At 71.6% G+C, this 18,627-nt stretch carries 19 protein-coding genes, 1 tRNA gene and 1 pseudogene; 11 read left to right on the top strand and 10 right to left on the bottom strand.

Annotated features, from left to right (window positions below):
* Window positions 1-110 precede the first annotated feature (110 nt).
* From OG624_RS15895 to OG624_RS15910, 4 genes are all read left to right on the top strand, one after another.
* Window positions 111-1,283: a hypothetical protein gene (locus OG624_RS15895; RefSeq protein ID WP_244290957.1), complete on the top strand. Its 1,173-nt coding sequence runs from the start codon at window positions 111-113 to the stop codon at window positions 1,281-1,283.
* A complete protein-coding gene (locus OG624_RS15900) occupies window positions 1,271-2,857 on the top strand; it encodes a hypothetical protein (protein ID WP_033224808.1) in 1,587 nt (528 codons plus the stop codon). Before OG624_RS15895 ends, OG624_RS15900 begins: the two co-directional genes overlap by 13 nt.
* Window positions 2,854-4,194 carry an AAA domain-containing protein gene (locus OG624_RS15905; RefSeq protein WP_033224807.1) on the top strand — a complete coding sequence of 447 codons (1,341 nt, stop codon included), beginning with the start codon at window positions 2,854-2,856 and terminating at the stop codon, window positions 4,192-4,194. Before OG624_RS15900 ends, OG624_RS15905 begins: the two co-directional genes overlap by 4 nt.
* A 133-nt stretch (window positions 4,195-4,327) precedes the next feature.
* Window positions 4,328-4,786, top strand: coding sequence for a hypothetical protein (locus OG624_RS15910; RefSeq protein ID WP_371639518.1), 459 nt, complete (start codon window positions 4,328-4,330; stop codon window positions 4,784-4,786).
* 36 nt (window positions 4,787-4,822) lie between these two features.
* Here the strand turns inward: OG624_RS15910 and OG624_RS15915 are convergent, their stop codons facing one another.
* Complete coding sequence (locus OG624_RS15915; RefSeq protein WP_161291050.1) at window positions 4,823-5,305, bottom strand: MarR family winged helix-turn-helix transcriptional regulator; 483 nt, start codon at window positions 5,303-5,305, stop codon at window positions 4,823-4,825.
* A 115-nt stretch (window positions 5,306-5,420) separates the two neighbouring features.
* Here OG624_RS15915 and OG624_RS15920 point away from each other — a divergent pair, with 115 nt between their 5' ends.
* The 4 genes and pseudogenes from OG624_RS15920 to OG624_RS15935 all read left to right on the top strand — a co-directional run bounded on the left by OG624_RS15920 (window position 5,421) and on the right by OG624_RS15935 (window position 7,386).
* The gene (locus OG624_RS15920) at window positions 5,421-5,990 is read left to right on the top strand and encodes an NADPH-dependent FMN reductase (protein ID WP_033224804.1); all 570 of its coding nucleotides are present in this window, start codon (window positions 5,421-5,423) and stop codon (window positions 5,988-5,990) included.
* Between the two features lie 266 nt (window positions 5,991-6,256).
* A complete protein-coding gene (locus OG624_RS15925) occupies window positions 6,257-6,604 on the top strand; it encodes a hypothetical protein (RefSeq protein ID WP_030728746.1) in 348 nt (115 codons plus the stop codon).
* Window positions 6,605-6,730: 126 nt separating this feature from the next.
* Window positions 6,731-7,322, top strand: a pseudogene (locus tag OG624_RS15930) (bifunctional DNA primase/polymerase).
* A tRNA-Lys gene (locus OG624_RS15935) sits at window positions 7,313-7,386 on the top strand. The pseudogene OG624_RS15930 and the gene OG624_RS15935 overlap by 10 nt, the downstream one beginning before the upstream one ends.
* Window positions 7,387-7,473: 87 nt before the next feature.
* Here OG624_RS15935 and OG624_RS15940 read toward each other — a convergent pair.
* A complete protein-coding gene (locus OG624_RS15940; protein ID WP_033224802.1) occupies window positions 7,474-8,709 on the bottom strand; it encodes a M6 family metalloprotease domain-containing protein in 1,236 nt (411 codons plus the stop codon).
* 346 nt (window positions 8,710-9,055) lie between these two features.
* On the opposite strand from OG624_RS15940, the gene OG624_RS15945 reads away from it, so the two are divergent.
* Complete coding sequence (locus OG624_RS15945) at window positions 9,056-10,927, top strand: putative bifunctional diguanylate cyclase/phosphodiesterase (protein ID WP_244290956.1); 1,872 nt, start codon at window positions 9,056-9,058, stop codon at window positions 10,925-10,927.
* 126 nt (window positions 10,928-11,053) lie between these two features.
* Complete coding sequence (locus OG624_RS15950) at window positions 11,054-11,770, top strand: ALF repeat-containing protein (RefSeq protein ID WP_371639519.1); 717 nt, start codon at window positions 11,054-11,056, stop codon at window positions 11,768-11,770.
* 71 nt (window positions 11,771-11,841) lie between these two features.
* On the opposite strand, the gene OG624_RS15955 is transcribed toward OG624_RS15950, so the two are convergent.
* From OG624_RS15955 to OG624_RS15970, 4 genes are all read right to left on the bottom strand, one after another.
* Window positions 11,842-13,155 (bottom strand): tachylectin-related carbohydrate-binding protein, encoded by a 1,314-nt coding sequence (locus OG624_RS15955; protein WP_033224800.1) that lies wholly within the window; start codon window positions 13,153-13,155, stop codon window positions 11,842-11,844.
* Window positions 13,156-13,245: 90 nt separating this feature from the next.
* Complete coding sequence (locus OG624_RS15960) at window positions 13,246-14,451, bottom strand: peptidase S1 and S6 (protein WP_371639520.1); 1,206 nt, start codon at window positions 14,449-14,451, stop codon at window positions 13,246-13,248.
* Between the two features lie 20 nt (window positions 14,452-14,471).
* Complete coding sequence (locus OG624_RS15965; protein ID WP_030771259.1) at window positions 14,472-14,747, bottom strand: hypothetical protein; 276 nt, start codon at window positions 14,745-14,747, stop codon at window positions 14,472-14,474.
* A gap of 5 nt (window positions 14,748-14,752) precedes the next feature.
* A complete protein-coding gene (locus OG624_RS15970; protein WP_371639521.1) occupies window positions 14,753-15,103 on the bottom strand; it encodes a hypothetical protein in 351 nt (116 codons plus the stop codon).
* 137 nt (window positions 15,104-15,240) lie between these two features.
* On the opposite strand from OG624_RS15970, the gene OG624_RS15975 reads away from it, so the two are divergent.
* Complete coding sequence (locus OG624_RS15975; RefSeq protein WP_033224797.1) at window positions 15,241-16,227, top strand: helix-turn-helix transcriptional regulator; 987 nt, start codon at window positions 15,241-15,243, stop codon at window positions 16,225-16,227.
* Window positions 16,228-16,251: 24 nt separating this feature from the next.
* Here the strand turns inward: OG624_RS15975 and OG624_RS15980 are convergent, their stop codons facing one another.
* The 4 genes from OG624_RS15980 to OG624_RS15995 all read right to left on the bottom strand — a co-directional run bounded on the left by OG624_RS15980 (window position 16,252) and on the right by OG624_RS15995 (window position 18,573).
* Window positions 16,252-17,019 (bottom strand): alpha/beta fold hydrolase, encoded by a 768-nt coding sequence (locus OG624_RS15980; protein WP_033224795.1) that lies wholly within the window; start codon window positions 17,017-17,019, stop codon window positions 16,252-16,254.
* Window positions 17,020-17,024: 5 nt separating this feature from the next.
* Window positions 17,025-17,231, bottom strand: a complete 207-nt coding sequence (locus OG624_RS15985) for a DUF397 domain-containing protein (RefSeq protein ID WP_237545243.1) — start codon at window positions 17,229-17,231, stop codon at window positions 17,025-17,027.
* A complete protein-coding gene (locus OG624_RS15990; protein WP_266441712.1) occupies window positions 17,221-18,069 on the bottom strand; it encodes a helix-turn-helix domain-containing protein in 849 nt (282 codons plus the stop codon). The genes OG624_RS15985 and OG624_RS15990 overlap by 11 nt, the downstream gene beginning before the upstream one ends.
* A gap of 90 nt (window positions 18,070-18,159) precedes the next feature.
* On the bottom strand, window positions 18,160-18,573 hold the full coding sequence (locus OG624_RS15995) for a DUF1398 domain-containing protein (protein ID WP_371639522.1): 414 nt from the start codon (window positions 18,571-18,573) through the stop codon (window positions 18,160-18,162).
* Window positions 18,574-18,627: the final 54 nt, after the last annotated feature.

An 18,627-nucleotide genomic window follows, 5' to 3' on the forward strand; every position in this document is an offset into this window, starting at 1 on the left:
AGTCGATTCCGTCCATCATCCAACAGCCGGGCACCGCGGGGCACCGGTCCCCACCACCGGTTTCCGTACTCCGTCCACGATTGTCAGTGGCGGATGGGACACTTCCGCGGGTGAGCTCCTACCCGCCCAGCAGCCCCGCGCAGCCGACGTCTCTGCGGCAGCGGCTCGCCGGTCTGCGCGGCCCCGCCGTGCCGCCCCGTCCGCTCGACGCCCGGGCACTGGCGGCCCTCGCCGCCAATCCCGGCTGTGGCAGACGCGCTCTGCTCGACGGTGCCGGTGTGGACAAGACCGCCTTGGCCACGGCGCTCGGCTCGCCCGCCGCCTTCGGGCAGTCGCAGTTCGCCATAGTCCGCGGGAACTCCTTCGAGGCCAAGGTCAAGGGCGACGGCGGGGCCGAGCTGCTGCGGCTGGTGCACGCGCATCTGGCGCCCGCCGCCGAGCCGCCCGGTGCCGGTGCCCGCGTGCCCGATCTGACCGCCGCCGGGCCCGAGGGCCGTGCGGCCCGGACCGCGCTCGCGCTGCGCGAGGCCACGTCGGCGAAGGACTGGACGCTGCTGGACCATCCGATGCTGGCTCTGGAGGTGGCCGGTTCCCCGGCCTATCTGGAGCCCGACGCCGTCGTCGTCCATCCCGACGGCCGCTGGACCGTCGTGGAGATCAAGTCGTTCCCGATGATCGACGGCGCCGCCGACGCCGCGAAGGTGGGCGCCGCCGCCCGGCAGGCCGCCGTCTACGTACTGGCCCTGGAGCGGACCGCCGGGAAACTGCCCGGCGCCGAGGTGGGGCACACCGTGCTGCTGGTCTGCCCGAAGGACTTCTCCAACCTGCCCACCGCCGCCCCCGTCGACATCCGTCGCGAGCGCTCGGTGACCCGCCGCCAGCTGGATCGGCTGACCCGCGTCGAGGAGCTGGCCGCCGCGCTGCCCGAGGGTCTCAGCTTCGACCCGGCGACCCGGACCGCCGAGGAGCTCGTGGAGGCCGTCTCAGCGGTGGACGCCGCCTACGCCCCCGAGTGCCTGGCCGCGTGTGAGCTGGCCTTCCACTGCCGTGACCGGGCCCGTTCCGCCGACCAGGTCACCGCGCTGGGCCGGTCGGTCCGCGGTGAGCTGGGCGCGCTGACCACCGTCGAGGCCGCCCTCGCTGCGGCCGCCGGGACCGGCTGTGCCGAGGATCCGACCGCCGCCGCGCTGCACCGGGCCGCCCGGCTGCGCGCCGAGGCCTTGGAGCCGGCCGCCGTCCGTCCGCCGCACCCCTCCCCGGAGACCCCCGCATGCCCCTGCTGAGCACCCTGGCCCGGCTGGAGGCCGTACGCGCGGGGCGCGCCCAGCCGCTCGCGACCGTGCGGCACCGCCATCTGAGCGAGCGCCCGATGGTTTTCGTGCCGCTGACCACGGCCGGTGAGGCGGGTGCCCCGCTCGGCGCGATGGTGGGCACCGATCGGCACGAGCCGCGGCTGTTCGTGATACCCCAGCCGCGCGACCGGGACCGCCGTTGGGCCTTCCTCGCGGATCTGGCCGTGGAGGTGCTGGCGCACATCGACGCGTACGCGGACGTCGTGGAGCCGGCGGAGCGCAGCGAGACCGATCCGGAGACGGGCAAGCGGGTCAAGGTGGAGACCGAGCTGTGCGTGGACGCGCCGCAGCTGATCGTGCCGAGCCGGGCGGGTGTGGAGTACGTACGGCTGCTGGGGCGCTCGATGCGCTTCCGGCGCACCGCCGAGGAGGATCCGGAGAATCCGTATCCGGCGCCTTCGCAGGTGCCGCTGCTCGGGCGCTGGTTCACGCATCTCGCCGAGCGTTCGCGGGTGCCCGGTTCCTCGATGCTGCTCTCGGCGACGGACCTGCTGTCCCGGCACTGGGCCACCGGCCAGAGCAATCTGGAGGACCAGCACCTGGGCGCGCTGCTGGGGTGGATCGCTCCGCCCGAGGGCCGGTCGGGTGCCGAGGAGGCCCACCGGGCCGAGCTGGGTCGGGACGGGGACGGCCAGTTGGTGTGTCCGCCCGCCGGTCCGGCGACCGACCCGGCCTTCGACAACAAGCTGCTGGCTCCGGCCATCGCCCGGTACGACGCCGCGCGTACGGACCTGGCGGCCGGGCTCGGGGACGACGACCGGCATGTCCGGGCGGCCGAGCGGGAGGTGCGCCGGCTGGTGGAGTCCCAGCTGTCGGGCACCTGGAGGAGGACCTGGGAGGCGATCGACCTGCTGCGCGCCCTGCCGCCGGGCGAGCGCGCGGAGGAGCGCTGGACGCGCGACCGCTGGTCCTACACGGGGCACCGGGACCGGGTGCGGGCGGGCGAGCCGCCGCAGCCGCGCCGCGACGACGCGGTGACGGCGGCCCAGAAGCTGGCCACGCGGGAGACGGAGCAGGTGCGGCTCGACGCGCAGGAGGCCTTGGACGACCCGCTGGTGATGGCGGGTCGGCGGTTCGCCGGCGAGGCTTTCGCCGGTGAGGTCACCGAGGTGGTGATGGAGTGGACGGAGTCGAAGCGGCCGAGTCCGCGCCCGTTGGTGACGGTGGTGACGGAGGACCGGCCGCAGCTCGCCGACGAGGGTGGTGGGAAGGTGTTCCGTTCGCTGGACGGGCGTCCGCAGAGTGCGCAGTTCGTTCGTTTCGAGGAGGACGGGCGGCTGGTGCTGCGGCTCCTCGACAAGATGGGCCGCGGCCGGGACCCGGAGCCGGGGTCCGTTCCGGAGAAGGGTGATCGGCTGTGCTGGACGCTCTTCGAGCACGACGCGCGGGGCGGCCCGAAGCTTCCTGAGCCCGAGCAGACCCCGTGGACGCACGGCGGCCCGCCGGGATCGGCGGCCGGCGCCCTTCCCCTGCCCGACTCCGTGACCGACGAGGACCTGCTGTGACCACGACCGCTTCCTTCGACCCGGGTGCGGCGGCCGCCCGGGCGACCGCCGCGATCCTGGCCGACACCTTGCACGGGACCGAGCGGGGTGTGGTCGTCGACTCGCCGCCGGGCGCGGGCAAGTCGACGCTCGTGGTCCGGGCGGCCCGGGAGCTGGCCGCGGCCGGCCGCCGGCTGATGGTGGTGGCGCAGACCAACGCGCAGGTCGACGACCTGGTGCTGCGTCTCGCCGACAAGGACCCGGAGTTGAAGGTCGGCCGGTTGCACAGCAGTGACGGGGATGCCTACGATCCGGCGCTGCGCGAGCTGCCCTCGGTCACGTTGTCGGCCAAGCCGAAGGACCTGGCGGAGCTGCCGATCACCATCTCCACGGCGGCGAAGTGGGCGTTCGTCAAGGATGTGGAGCCTTGGGAGCACGCCATCGTCGACGAGGCGTACCAGATGCGTTCGGACGCGCTGTTGGCCGTGGCCGGGCTGTTCGAGCGGGCGCTGTTCGTTGGCGATCCGGGGCAGTTGGATCCGTTCAGCGTGGTGGGTGCGGAGCAGTGGGCGGGGTTGTCCTACGACCCTTCGGCTTCGGCGGTGAGCACGCTGCTGGCGCACAATCCGCAGCTGCCGCAGCACCGGCTGCCGGTGTCGTGGCGGCTCCCGGCGACGGCGGCGCCGCTGGTCTCGCGCGCCTTCTACCCGTACACGCAGTTCCGCAGCGGTACGGGCCCGGGTGAGCGGCGGCTGACGTACGGGGTGCCGTCGGACGGGTCGGGGCCGGATCGGGTGCTGGACGAGGCGGCGGAGGCGGGTTGGGGCCTGCTGGAGCTGCCGGCGCGGCACACGCCGCGTACGGACCCGGAGGCGGTGCGGGCGGTGGCCCTGGTGGTCCGCCGGGCGTTGGACCGCGGGGCGGTGACCTCGGACGAGCAGTCCCCGGCGCCGGCTCCGCTGACGGCGGACCGGATCGCGGTGGGTACGGCTCATCGCGATCAGGCGGCCGCGGTCCGCGCGGCGTTGGCCGTGCTGGGGGTCACGGGGGTGACGGTGGACACCGCGAACCGGTTGCAGGGCCGCGAGTACGACCTCACGGTGGTCCTGCACCCGCTGTCGGGCCGCCCGGACGCGACGGCGTTCCATCTGGAGACGGGCCGGCTGTGCGTGCTGGCGTCCCGGCACCGGCACGCGTGCGTGGTGGTGGCCCGGGCGGGCATCGCGGAGTTGCTGGACGACCATCCGTCCACGGAGCCGGTGCAGTTGGGCGTGACGGTCAAATTCCCGGACGGTTGGGAGGCGAACCACTCGGTCCTGGCCCATCTGGCCGAGCATCGGGTGTCCTGGCGGCCGTAGGGAAGGCCCGGGGCCCGGTCGCCCCGTCACCTCAACCCGTCGTCGTGATCTTCGGGCGGATGTGGAACCAGGAACCCTCCCGATCGCATCCTTGAACATGTTCAAGTGATGGTGACCAGGGGGTTCTTCAGTGATGACCGTACGACGCAAGCGCCTCACGACGTGGCTCGTGATCACCGGCACGACGGCCGTACTGGCCGTCGGAGGCTGGTGGGCGTACCAGGTGTCGGCGGCCTTCGTCGGCACCTTGGGCGTGCCGTGCGACCAGGCGGCCCGGTTCGTCCGCGCCGCCGAGCTGCCCGCGGGGACGCGCGACCGGAAGTGCACCACCGGCCAGTGGTTGAGCATCTCGTACGAGCTGGACTTCCGTGCGCCCCGGAAGGAGACGGAGGCATGGCTGCGGACCTCCTATCCCGAGGCGGAGTTTTCCCTGGACTGCCTGGACAGCGACGCGTGCGCGAGCCCGCAGCTGCCGGGCCGCGCGCCCGTCAAGGACGAAGCCGGCCGCCGGCTCGCGGACGGAGTGCGCATCGAGCTCGACCACGAGGACGGGGACGTCGCGCACGTACGGATCTCCGGATTCACCGTCTGAGGCCCGGCGGCGCCGCGAGCGAGAGCCCTCGCCGGCTCACGATTTACGGCGGGCGCCCAGCCGCTCGCGGAGCACCTCGCCGACCTCGGCCAGGGTGCGGAGCTGGTCCGGCGTCAGGGCGTCGATCAGGTGGCGGCGCACCGACTCCACGTGGAGCGGGGCCGCCTCCGTGATCAGGGCGACGCCGGCGTCGGTGAGGACCACCTCCGCGCCCCGGCCGTCGGTGGCCACCTCCTCGCGGCGGACGGCGCCGCGCTGCTCCATGCGGGTGAGCTGATGGGACAGCCGACTGCGGGACCAGCGCATGAGCTCGGCCAGCGCACTGATGCGCATACGGTGGCCGTCCGTGGAGCCGAGCACGGAGAGGACGTCGTAATCGGCCTCGGAGAGTCCGCTGTCCTGCGTGAGGTCGCGCGCGATCTCGGCGTTGACCAGCGGGAACATCCGTCGCCACGCGTACCAGGCGTCCTGTTCGGACTCGGTGAGCCAGCGAGGCCCTGGCTCCGGTGCGGGGGTCATGTCCGCCACTCTAGCCAGGTCGGTGACACATCACTTACCTGGTTGACATGTCATTCAGATCCTGCATTTCATTAGGTGACACATCAACAACCGCACCGAACGGGGAGTCTCCACCATGACCCGCCTGCACGTCATCTCCGCCGCCACCCGCCCGACCTCCGCCGGCCGTCCGCTCGCCCGCTGGGTCACCGAGCAGGCCCGCGAGCGGGGCGGCTTCGACGTCACCTCCGTCGACCTCGCCGAGATCGCCCTGCCCTTCCTCGACGAGCCCGAGTACGCCTCCACCGGCAACTACGCGCACCAGCACACCCGCGACTGGAGCGCCCTGGTCGACTCGGCCGACGCCTTCCTCTTCGTCCTGCCGATGTACAACGGCGGCTTCACCGCCCCCTTCAAGAACGCCATCGACTTCCTCTACAACGAGTGGAAGGGCAAGCCGGTCGGCATCGTCAGCTACAGCGCCGGCCCCACCGGCGGCGTCCCGGCCGCCGAGATGCTGCTGCCGGTCCTCACCCGCCTCGGCATGCTGCCCGCCGAGCGTTCCGTCGCGATCCCGGGCATCCCCAAGCTGCTCGGGCCCGAGGGCTTCCAGGCCCCGGAGGCGCTCGCGGGCGAACTCGCCGGGGTCCTGGACGACGTGGCCGAACTGGCCGCGCGGCGCGCCACCGAGGCCGTCACGGTCTGAGCCGTCCGAGCCGGCTCCCCGCCGCGGGCGCCACCCGCCTCCGCCACCCGGTCGGCGCCCGCGACCGGGTGGCGGGGGTGCGGATCGGCGCGGATGTCGCCGTCGGTCGATCACGCGTGCGACTCATCCGTCACCGAGCCCGCCGATCTGCTCGCGCGCCCCATCGGCCGTACGGGTGTTCCAGCCCGTCGCGCAGGGGTCTTGCGTGGCGTTGGACAATGGACGGTGGCCCGGAATCACTTCGCACGCGCAGCAGGAGGACACGCATGGCAGAGCCCGAGCGGACCGAGCGGCGGCTGCGGCCGGCGCCTCTGCTCTTCGAGCCCTCGGAGGCCGTGGCGGACCCGGAGCACTTCTTCGACCTGGAGTCGATCGAGGACCCGAGGGAGCTGCTGACCCGTGCGACCGAGCTGACGCTGGCCTTCCGGGCCGCGCAGGAGCGGGCGGTGGAGTTCCAGGCCCTGGCGGCGGCCCAGCTGGCGGATCCCCGCCGGTTCGACCGGCTCTCGCCGGCGCTGATCGCCGAACAGGCCGAGTGGACCGAGGACTACGCCCTCAAGATGATCGAATTCGGCGAGACGCTCCAGCGCGGCACCGGCACCGATCTCACCTAGGCCGTCGAGCGCGCACCGCCGAACGCGGCGGACCGGCGGTGCGCAAAATACTCCAACGACACCTTCCCCGTCCCGGTTTTCGGTAACTCCAGGCATCCAAATCGCTACGGCGGGTACACCTGGCATATGACGACGCTGACGACGGCCCACGCCCGCACCGCGCCCGCCACCCACGTCACCCCGCAGGGCGCCGCCTGGCTCGCCTCGGCGGCCGCCCACCCCCGGCGCACGCTCGCGGTGTGGGAGGCGCGGCCCGGGCTGCCCGCCACGCTGCCCTGCGGGGACCCGTTCGACGTCGTCAACGTCCCGCTCGTCCTCGGGCGCCGCGTCCTGGACCTGCTCTGGGCCGAGGGCCCCGGCTCCGGGCCGGTCGCCGTGCACCGCGGCCGGATGCTGCTGTTCGCCACGCCCGGCACCGCGCACCGGCTGCCCGCCCTGTTGGCGTGGGAGGAGTGGGGAGGTTCCCGTACCGCCCCGGCGCCGCTGTGTCACGGCCGCGGCGACGCCGTCACCGTGCCGCCGCTGGCCGCCACCCCCGGCCAGTCCCGGTGGCTCGTGGCCCCGGACGCGCGCGAGCCCTGGCTTCCCGGGCCGGAGGCCCTGCTCTGGGCCTTCGTACGGGCGGCCCGCAGCCCCGCACCGACCGGACCTGGGGATATCGATTTTTCGTTCCGCGGATCCTCCTGCTAATGTCTCTCTCGTCACCAAGCGCCGCTAGCTCAGTTGGTTAGAGCAGCTGACTCTTAATCAGCGGGTCCGGGGTTCGAGTCCCTGGCGGCGCACAGACGGAAGAAGGCCTCCACGCGAGTGGGGGCCTTCTTCGTCGTCCGGCGGGGCGCGCCGCGGTCCGTCCCCCGACACGCCCACGCTCACGTCGTGATCTTCACCGTGTACGCGCCGGATCGGGTGCGGTCCGCCACCTCGATGGTGATCCGCTCCCCCGGGACGGTGTACGTCTCGCCGACCTCCAGCGGCGCGTCCGCCAGCGGCGGGTACACCGAGCGGTCCCAGCACGCCTCCGTCGACGGGTGGGCGTCCAGCACCTCGATGGGGCCGCCGCCCGACGAGGCCTCGTTGCGCACCCGGTAGACCAGGACGCCCTCCGTGCAGGTGTCCCCGTCGTTGCCGGCGGAGCCCCGCGCCTCGACGGCGATCGCGCTGCCGGGGCCGGTACGGATCACCGCGAGCCGGGTCCCGCCCGTACCGCCGCTCGGCGGGGCCTGGGCCAGCGGCTGCAGGGTGTGCATCGAGGACCCCGTCTGCACGCAGTCCACCTGGGCGGGGTCCAGCCAGCCCAGCTTCCACTTGTGCCAGGCGAAGAGGTCCGGGGCCATGCCGAACTGGCTGCCCATGACGTCCCAGTCGCCGACGTAGGTGTCCCAGTCGCCCTTGCCGTCCGTGGGCCGGTGGTAGAGGTCGGGCAGGTCGAAGACGTGCCCGGTCTCGTGGGCGAGAACGTTGCGGTCCGGCGGGTGGCGCTCGAAGACCGTGACGATCCTCCGCAGTTCCGTGCCGTCCGCGACGATCGGGTGCTCGAAGTTGACGACCTTGGTGGCGTCGGAGTCCACGCCGGGTGCGTCCGGGTCGGCGACGAAGTAGACGACGTCGTACTTGCGGAAGTCCACCTGGGCATCGGCGGTGGCGACCGCGTCCCGGAGGTAGGACGCCCGGTCGGCGGCCGCCCAGTCCCGCTTTATGCCGTACGCGGTCGACGGCTTGGGCATCTGGATCCACTGCTTCTGCGGGTGCGGGGCCAGCCGGAACCGCCCGTACGAGGCCTGCTCGAAGAAGTCGCTGGTGGCGGGGAAGTAGTCGCCGACGATCTCCTCGGTCTTCAGGGTGCTGTGGTGGTCGGGGAAGGAGAGGAAGACCATCACGGCGTCGAGGGTGCGCTCCGGCTTGGGGTAGGCGCCGTTCCAGGTGTCCAGGCCGAGGGAGTGGTGCGCCGAGGTGCGGGTCAGCGCACAGGGTCCGGCTCCGGAGTCGGCCACCGCGGGGCCGGCGACGAGCGACATGGCGGCGAGCGCCGTCAGGGAGGTGAGCCCCGCGGCGGTACGTCGGAGGCGGGAGCGTTCCACTCCCCCGGGTGTCTGCTGTCGCGCCACATCGACCTCCGGTGGTGGATTCGTACCTGTTCATCCACCTTGAGGCGATTGTCTTACTAATGCCCTGTTCCGCTGCCCCACACGAGTGAGTAATACGGCAAGTCGGTGACCCTCGAACTTCACGCCCCTGCCTACAGAACGTCACGACCGATCACCTGAGATCAGCAGAAGCCCCCGCATGCTCAGAGCCGCGCAGAAACGATCGCCCGGTCGCGCGTCGACGATCCGTCATCACGTCGAACCGAACCGTCTCAACCGGTGGCGCCGCTGGATAGGGCCTCCCTACAGCCTCTATGATCGGCACACTTTCCTGCGCGGACACTCACGAACACTGCGGGAGCCAACGGTGAGCGGAACCTCAGAAGGAACCGGTTCGGCGGCCGACAGCATCCGATCGGCCATTACGGAGCGTCACCCGGCAGTGCCGGTAGTGCCGTCGGCGTCGGCCGGCCAGGCCACGCCGGCGTCGTCGTACCGCGCCGACTCCGACCTGCGCGACTACCGGGCCGCCTTCAACGCGGCCCACCTCGCCATGGCCGTCGTCGACCGCGAGGGCTACGTGGTCGCCGCCAACCAGGCCTTCGCCGGGCTGCTCGGCAGCGAACCGCACACCCTCGTGCACCGGTCCGCCGCCGACCTGGTGGACCTGGCCGCCGAGGCCCGCACCTGGGCCGCGTACCAGGAGGTGCTCCGCGGCCGGCAGGCCCGACTGCGCTGCACCCGCCGCCTCAAACATCCCGACGGACACTCGCTCTGGACCGAGGTCACCCTCGGACCCGTCCCCGGAACCGGGGACGTCCTGCTGTCGGTGACCGACATCAGCGACCGCCGCGACCTCCAGGCCCGCCTGCGCCACCTGCAGATGCACGACCCGGTCACCCGTCTGCCCAACCGTGCGCTGTTCTTCGAGCGGCTCTCCGCCGCCCTGGAGGCCTCCTCGTACGAACACGGTGGCGGCACCGGCCGGATCGGGCTGTGCTACCTGGACCTCGACGGGTTCAAGGCCGTCAACGACACCCTCGGCCACCGGGTCGGCGACCGGCTGCTGACCGCCGTCGCCGCCCGACTGACCCAGTGCGCCGACCAGTCCGGCTACGGGCGCACCGGCGGGCACCTGGTCGCGCGTCTGGGCGGCGACGAGTTCGCCCTGCTGGTGGAGGACTCCACCGGCACCGAACAACTCGCCGATCTGGCGCGGAGCGTGCTGGCCGCCGTACAGGAACCCTTCGACCTGGCCGGGCAGCGGCTGTCGGTCTCCGCCTCGATCGGGGTCGTGGAGCGGGCGACGGCCGGCACCTCGGCGACCGGGCTGATGCAGGCCGCCGACACGACCCTGTACTGGGCCAAGGCGGACGGCAAGGCCCGCTGGACGCTGTTCGACCCGGAACGCAACGCGCATCGCATGACCCGCCAGGCTCTCTCCTCCACGCTCCGACCGGCCGTGGAACGGGGCGAGTTCGAGCTGGAGTACCAGCCGCTCGTGGACCTGGAGAGCGGCTCCGTGCGCGGGGTCGAGGCCCTGGTGCGCTGGAACCATCCACAATTCGGCACACTCACGCCGAATCGGTTCATCGGGATCGCCGAAGAGGACGGTTCCATCGTCCAGTTGGGGCAGTGGGTCCTGCGGACCGCCTGCCGGCAGGCCCGACGCTGGCAGATCGAACAGCCCAGCGACGCCCCCGTCTTCGTGTCCGTGAATGTCGCCGTCCGCCAGGTCTGGGACTCCGACCTCGTGGGCGATGTCGCGGAGATCCTGGCAGAGACGGGCCTCGCCCCACAGCTGCTGCAGTTGGAGCTGACCGAGTCGGCCGTGATGGGCTCGGCCGGTCGCCCGCTGCAGGCCCTTCAGGCGCTCAGCGACATGGGCGTGCGGATCGCGATCGACGACTTCGGCACCGGCTACTCGAACCTCGCCTACCTCAGCAGGCTCCCTGTATCAGTTCTGAAACTGGACGGTTCCTTCGTCCGTGGATTCCGCTACGAGGAGGGCACGCACCCGAATCCGGCCGACGAGACCATCGTCGAGGCCCTGGTGCAGCTCGCGCACCGCCTCGGGCTGACGGTGACCGCGGAGTGCGTGGAGACCGCCGGGCAGGCGGCACGGCTGCGGCGCGTGGGCTGCGACACGGGTCAGGGCTGGCTCTACTCCCGGGCGGTGGCCCCGGAACGGATCGCCGAGATGATCGGCACCCGGCCGGGCGCGGACCACCCCTGCTAGCTGTTCCGGTTGGCTGTTCCACGGCCTTCCAGGGGCTCTTTCCTCGCTGGACAGCCCCGAACCCCCCTGTAACGATCTTCAGGCCAAAGGTTCTTGACCAAGATCCTGACTGTGGGGGAAACCACCATGCAGCTCACCCGTACCGCGCTCGCCCTGACCGCCGGAGCCCTGGCCCCGGCCCTGCTGCTCGCTACCCCGGCCCTCGCCACCGCCGCGCCGGCCAAGACGTCGGTCACGGCTCCGGCGAGCGCGACGCCGGGCTCCGACACGGAGAACGCGGCCGCCATCGCCAAGATCCTGGCGGACCCGGCGAGCGGCAAGGGCGTGATCCGCGCGGCGAACGCGGCCCTCAGCGGCACCCCCGAGGACCGCGTGGCGTTCCTGACCACGGGCTTCGCGAAGGCCCAGGACGAGGACAACAAGGTCGCCATCCTCCGGATCCTCGCCGGCAAGCCCGGCAAGGGCGTCACCCGTGAGATCAACAAGGCCCTCGACGGCACCCCGGCCGACCGCGTCGCGTTCCTCGCCACCGGCCTCGCGAAGGCCCAGGACGAGGACAACAAGGTCGCCATCCTCCGGATCCTGCACACCAACCCGGCCACCGGAAAGGGCGTCAAGCGCGAGGCGAACAAGGCCCTCGACGGCGCCCCGGCGGACCGCACCGCCTTCCTGAAGACCGGCCTGCGTCTGGCCCGGGCCGAGGACGACCGCGTGGATGTCGTCCGCATCCTCGCCCGCCCGGGCATCAGCGACGCGCTGTACGCGGAGTGCCAGAGGCTCCTGAACGGCAGCACTCCGGAGGAGCTCCGGTACTTCATCACGGTGGGCCAGTACCAGTTCTAGTTCCGACACGAGGAGGCCGGACCGCCCGTCGGCGGTCCGGCCTTCCGTGCGTGGGCGGCCGGCGCCCTCGGTCAGCCGTTCACGACCTTGTCGTAGCGCAGGGCGACGTAGCCCGAGGCGGCGTGGCCCGCGATGCGGCCGTCGCTGCCGCCGTTGAGGTAGTCCTGGCCGCGCATCATGTCGTCGTTCGTGTTGGCCTCGTGGATGTACGAGAACTTCCCCGCGGCCTTGTCGACCCACTTCTCGAAGAGCACCACGTGCCCGTCCAGGGTGTTCAGCGCGTCGCCGGGCTGGAGGTCGGATTTGGAGATGGTGGCGGCGACGCCCGGCAGGCTCTGGGTCGTGTAGCTGGTGCCGGCGTGCCAGGCCATGGAGACGAAGCCCGAGCAGTCGGTGCGGTAGGTGTGGTCGCCGTCCGGGTCGGACGCGTAGGCGCTCTGGCTGTAGGGGATGTCGCGGTTCAGCCAGTTCACGGCGCGGCTCATGATCTCGCTGCGGGCGATCTGCCCGCCCTTGGTGGAGGGCGTCGGGGTGGGCGGGGCCGGCGGCTGGTAGGTGCAGTCATTGGCGAAGGCGGAGAGCAGGGACTGGGTCCAGCCGCTCGCGTCGACCGGGTCGGCGGGGTGGTAGGCGATGTCGTCGCCCTTGCCGTCGGTGGGGTCGGCGTCGTGGTACCAGTACATCCCGCCGTTCGTACGGCCGTAGTAGAGGCCGCCGCCGGGTGAGACGAGGTTGTCGACCGCCGACCAGCCGGAGCTCTTGAGCACCGAGCTCTCCCAGTCCCCGACGCCGTTGATCTGGTACGAGAGCAGTCGGCCGTCGGCCGTACTGGCGATCAGGACGTCGTCGCCGGCGGCGGCGAGCGTCTTGAGGACGAAGCCCGTGTCGATCACCGCGTGCTTGGCGATGTGGGCTGGTCCGCTGGGCTTGGCCTGGGAGACGTTGTAGCGGTGCAGCTCGCCGGCGACCGTGCCGTAGAGGTGGCCGGCGCCGTCGTAGGTCAGCTTGTCGAAGGTCCAGCCGCTGTCCCAGATCTTGGTGACCCCGGCCAGGGCCAGGGCGCTGTCGTTGGTCTGGATGTCGACGCGGTACAGCTCGCCGGCCGTCGACGTCACCAGGACGGTGTTGAAGTTGAGGGTGGCCATCGCCTTGGGCGTGAAGCCGAGGTTCGCGCCGATCAGGGTCTTGACGCGGTCGCCGGTGTTGGGGGCTATCGCCGTGTAGGTGAGGCGGCCGTCGGGGAGCGTGCCGTAGACCGACACGTTGCCGCCGCAGATCGCGGCGGCCTGGGCCGGGGCCGTCGAGCTGAGGGTGACCATGCCGAGGGTGGTGGCGGCGACGGCCAGGGTGGCGGCGAAGCGGCGCTTGCGGGACGACGAGGACATGGGTGTCTCCGGTTTCTGGGCAGCCCTGACGTACGCGCGTCGGGCCGGGGAGGTGAGGGGGGAAGGCGAGCGGGCGTGACTCGGGGCCGCTCAGTACCAGTTGTGGCTCAGGAAGTGGTTCCAGGCGCCGCAGGGCGTGTCGTACTGGCCGTCGATGTAGGACAGGCCCCACTTGATCTGGGTGACCGGGTTGGTGCGCCAGTCGTCGCCGAAGGCGTCCATCTTGGAACCGGGCAGGGCTTGGGGGATGCCGTAGGCCGTCGAGTTCGGGTTGTCGGCCCAGTAGCGCCAGCCGCTCTCCTTGTCCCAGAGCTGCTCCAGGCAGTTCCACTGGGTGGTGCTGTTCCAGGCGCCGCCGTCGTGCTTGTTCATCAGGTCGCGGCCGGCCGCCTTCACCGCGGGGATGTCCCTGCCGTCGAGCGGGTCCGCGGTGGTGGTGCAGCTGAAAGTCGCGGGCTGGGCGGAGAGGAGCTCCTGCGTCCAACCGCCGGTGTTGACCGGTGTGTCGTTGTGGTACGCGATGTCGGCGCCGGTGCCGTCGGCCGGATCGGCGTCCTTGTACCAGTACATGGCACCCGTGGTCTCGATCCGGCCGTAGTACAGACCACCGCCGGGCGACACGACCTGGTCGAAGCCGGACCAGCCGGAGGTCTTGAGGTCGTCGCGGTCCCAGGAACCGTCACTGTTGATCTTGTAGGAGTACAGGGCGCCCGCCGAGGTGGTGGCGAGCAGGCGGTCGTCCCCGGCGGCCGTGAGGGTCTTCAGGACGAAGCCGGTCCCTATCTCCTTGCGCTGACCGATGTGCGCCGAGCCGGTCGGCTTGGGCTGGGAGACCAGGTACTGGAGCAGGACCCCGCCCGCCGTGCCGTACAGGTGGCCGTGGCCGTCGTAGGTGAGCTTGTCGTGGGTCCAGCCGCTGTCGAAGATCTTGACGGGCGGGCGTTCCAGGACGAGGGACTCGTTGTTGGTGAGGACGTCGAGACGGTAGAGCGCCCCGGACGTGGCGGTCACCAGGATCGTGTTGAAGTTGAGGGTGGCCATCGCCTTGGGCTCGAACCCCAGGTCCGCGCCGACCCGCACCTTCTTCAGCGCGCCGGTGGCCGGGGTGATGCTGCTGAAGGTGAGCCGGCCGTCGGGAAGGACGCCGTAGATCGAGGCGGTCCCGCCGCACGTGGTCGCGGCCTGTGCGGCCGGGGCGGTGACGACGGACGCGGCGGTGAGCAGTCCGGCGCCGATGACGGTGGAGAGGGCGACGACCGCGCTCGTGCGGGCAGCCTGACGGAGGGTGGTGGTCACTGCGTTCTCCTGAGGAACGGTCACGGGAGCGGCCCGGCGGTGCGATAGCCGTGCGCCCGCAGCGGGGCGCGGGCGCCGTCGAGGATGGCGCGGGCCTGGGCGAGGGCCGCGGCTTCGGAGGCGGCCCGCAGGAAGAGGTAGACGTGGACGCCGTCGGCGGCGGCTCTGGTCCGCAGGTGCTCCAGTCCGTGCGCCGCGGGCGTGTGGGCCCAGATCAGATCGGAGACGAGCGCGAGCACGCCCTCCTGGTCCGGATCGGTACGAGGCCCTGCGAGGGAGGCCCGGATGACGCGCACGCCGGCTAGTCCCAGTTGATGCTGTCCTCGACGGACGCGGGCGCCGCGTCCCAGTTGATGCTGTCCTCGACGGACGCGGGCGCCGCGTCCCAGTTGATGCTGTCCTCGGCGGAGGCGCTGACGTGGTGGCTGCCTGCGGAGGAGACCACCGGGACGGTGATGACCGTAGCGGCGCAGAGGGCGGCGAGGACGGCGGCGGCAGCGGCGAGGCGGGCGGTGCGGGACATGGCTTCTCCCAGGGTCACGAGGCGTCGGGCGATGCGTTCGGTGCGGTGTGCTGCGCGCTGATCCGGATCGTCCTTGCGGCTCTGGCCTGAGTCGGGGACTTCCGTCCCCGCCGTCCCGGTGGTCACCATGCTGCTGCCCCCGGACCCCGCGAAGAAGAGGTTCCGGCCGGCACCAACAGGCCTGGCACCTTGGTGACAGACATCGCCTACGATCGCGGTGGCCGCGCTTGCCGGATGTGGCCCAACTACCGCCGGGGGGCTGGGAGATGCTGCAGACGCTGGGGCTCGGGGCCGACGTGGAAGCCGTGTACCGGGGCATGTTGGCGGACCCGTCGGGAGGGATCGCCGAGCTCAGCGCCCGCCTCGGCATCCCCGAGGCCCAGGTCCGCGCCGGTCTGGACCGGCTCGTCGATCTCGACCTGCTCAGACCGTCCCGGGACTGCCCCGGTGCGCTGCGGGCGGTACGGCCCGAGCTGGGTCTGGAACTCCTGCTGCGCCGTCAGGAGGAGGAACTGGCCCGGCAGCAGCAGGAGCTGGCCCGCAGCAAGGCGGCCGCGGCGCAGGTGGTTTCCGAGTTCGCGGAGCTCAGCCCGAACACCGAGGTCGACGGCGCGGAACGGCTGGTGGGCATGGACGCCATCCAGAGCCGGCTGGAGCAGCTCGCGCACGGGCTGACGCGGGAATGCCTGGCGATCCTGCCGGGCGGCGCGCTGTCGGAGGCGAGCCTGGACTCCTCCCGGCCGCTGGACCGACGGGCACTGGCTCGCGGCATCGAGATGCGCTCGGTGTACCAGGACAGCGCGCGCAACGATCCGACGACGCTGGCCTACGCCCGGTGGCTGACGGAGGAGGGCGGCCAGGTGCGGACCAGTCCGCTCCTGCCGCCGCGCCTGCTGATCTTCGACCGGGCGGTGGCGGTGGTCCCGATCGACCCCGCCCATTCCCGCCTGGGCGCCCTGTGCACGAGCGCGCCGGGCATCGTGGCCTCGCTGGTCACCCTGTTCGAGCAGACGTGGGACTCCGCCGTCCCGCTCGGAGCCGACCGCCCGCGCCCCAGCGACTCCCGGCCGACGGCGACCGAGTTGGAACTGCTCAAGCTGCTGGCGTCGGGGATGACCGACGAGGCGGCGGCCAAGCGGCTCGGGGTGTCGTTGCGCACCGTCCGGCGTCAGATGTCCGCGCTGATGGAACGCCTCCACGCGACGAGCCGCTTCGAGGCCGGCCTGAAGGCGGCGCAGCAGGGCTGGCTCTGAGAGGGCGGCTCGCGCCCCGTTCCGTCAGCGGCCCGGAGCGGACAGGAATTCCTCGACGGCGGCGGCGAACCGGGCCGGGGCGTCGTGGTGCACGACATGTCCGGCGGGCAGCTCGACGAGACGCGCCCGGCCGGCACGACGGGTGATCATCTCCCTGGCGTGGTCGGCGGCCAGCTCATCGCTGCGCGTTCCACGGATCAGCAGGGTGGGGCACGCCACCGCCGTCCAGTCCTGCCAGTGGTCGCCGCCCAGGGCCTTCTGGGACGCCACGGTGTCGTCGACGTCGAACGAGAATCCCCAGTCGTCCTCGGTACGACGGAAGGAACACTCCAGATAGGCGGCGGCCGAACCCAGTGCGGCCACCAGATCCTGGCGCGACGGCACCGGGCGGGGCAGGGCCAGGGTGAACGACCAGTCGCAGTCCACCACCGCACCGATGTCTTCGACGATCAGCGCACTGACCCGATCCGGCTGCCGGGCGGCGTACTGGTAGGCGTTCACCCCGCCCAGCGAGTGACCCAGCACCGGCACCGGGCCGATGTTCAGGTGCCGGTGGAAGGCGGCGACATCCGCGACGTAGCCGTCCCGCTCGTAGCCCTCGGCACGATCGGACTCGCCGTGCCCTCGCTGATCGAGCGCGATCACCCTCCAGCGCGGCGCCAACGCCTCGGCCAAGGGTGCGAACGCCGACGCCTCGTTGTAGTGCCCGTGAAGGGCCAGAAGCGGCGCACCCGGACCGCCGAAGTCCAGGTACGACAGCGTCCGCCCGCCGATCGCGAAGAAGCCCCGCATACGGTTCAGAGGCTCCGGACGAAGGTGGTGAACGCGGCTGCCGTGACCGTGAAGACCGGCCCGTCGGTGTTCTTGGAGTCCCGGACCGCGACCTGTCCGTCCCCTCCGGTGGTTCCGCCGCACGAAGCCGTGCGCCAGGCGGCGGTGCCGAGCGGGGAGCACTCGACGCAGTCGCCGCCGGTGTTCCCGCTGTAGCTGGACTTACGCCACATGGCACCTGTCGGGTTCTGGTTGCTCCGCATAACGCTCCTCCATGACCCGCGTGATCAACGCCGCCGAGTCTTCGACAGAGAGTGCGGCAGCCTGCAAGTGAGCGTAACGAAGGGCGGCTTCCCGGACGGTGTCGGGGTTGGCCGTCGTATGGCCCGAGATGAGGTCCTCGGTGTAGACCAGGTCCGGGTCGTCGGCGAACCGCATCGCATTGAACGCCCCGATCAGACCCGCGTGTTCACCCGCCCGGTTGGGGAGAACCTGGATCTGCACCCACCGGTTCTCACGGAAGCTCAGCAGATGGGCGAGTTGCTCGCGCATCGCCTGGCGGCCTCCGATCTCCCGGTGGAGCACTCCCTCGTCGAGCACCACCCAGACCATCGGCGGCTTCTCCCGGCGCAGGATGCGGTGGCGTTCCATTCGGGCCTCGACCAGCTCTTCGAGCCGGTCCGGCAGCCCGCTCGCCAGCACGGCCCGTGCGTACGCCTCCGTCTGGAGCAGCCCGTGAACCAATTGAGGCTGATAGGCGGAGATGTACGCCGCCCGGGCCTCCATCTCCGCGTAAGCCTGGAACCACGTAGGGAGCACGCTCCGCAGGACCAGCCCGACCAGGCGGGAGAAGTGACCATCCGTGCCGAGGGCGGCGTCCACCCGTTCCGAGAAGTCCCGTGTCGGGACCCGCTTGCCGTTCTCGATCATGCCGATCAGGGAGCCCGTGCAGAAGATGATCGCGCCGAGCTGTGCCTGCTTGAGGCCCGCTTCTTCTCTCAGCCGGCGCAGCTCGTAGCTGTAGTAGTCCAGCGGCGAGGCGCTGGGATCGATGTCGCGGGCCTGGACCATGGGACGGTAACCCCCATACGAACGCGGGTCGGAGCCGGATTCGGCCTGCGGCCGAGCGTAATCGCTCCGCTACGTTGCGGGGTCGGAACGTCAGATCTCGACGGCCGGGTAGGCCTCGACGTAGCTGTCGCCGTCCGCGCCGTAGTAGGTGCACGTCCGCGCGCTCAGGTCGACGTCGTACCGGACGATGCCGGCCTTCCAGCAGCCCCGCACGAACTCGGGGAACGTGGTCTCCCCCGCCTGGTCGGCGCGCAGTGCGGCGATAAGGGCCTCGCGGTCGAACGGCATGACGTCGACGATGCCCGTGACCAGCGGCTCGCCCTGGACCGCGACCGGTCCGGCGTCCGTGAGGTACAGCATGGCGTTCGACGGTACGACCATCCGGCAGTGGGTGACGCCAGCCCGGCGCAGGGCCTCGGCGAGGTAGGGGAAGCCGCCGACCTGGGGGCGGACGGTCGCCGCGCGCTCCAGGGCGGCTTGCAGGGTGGTGATCGCGGTGCTCATGGTTTCTCCCTCGTATACTGACAACAGGTTTACGCACTGACATCATGTTGTCAA

The sequence above is a fragment of the Streptomyces virginiae genome, from assembly GCF_041432505.1.
Taxonomy (GTDB): Bacteria; Actinomycetota; Actinomycetes; order Streptomycetales; family Streptomycetaceae; genus Streptomyces; species Streptomyces virginiae_A.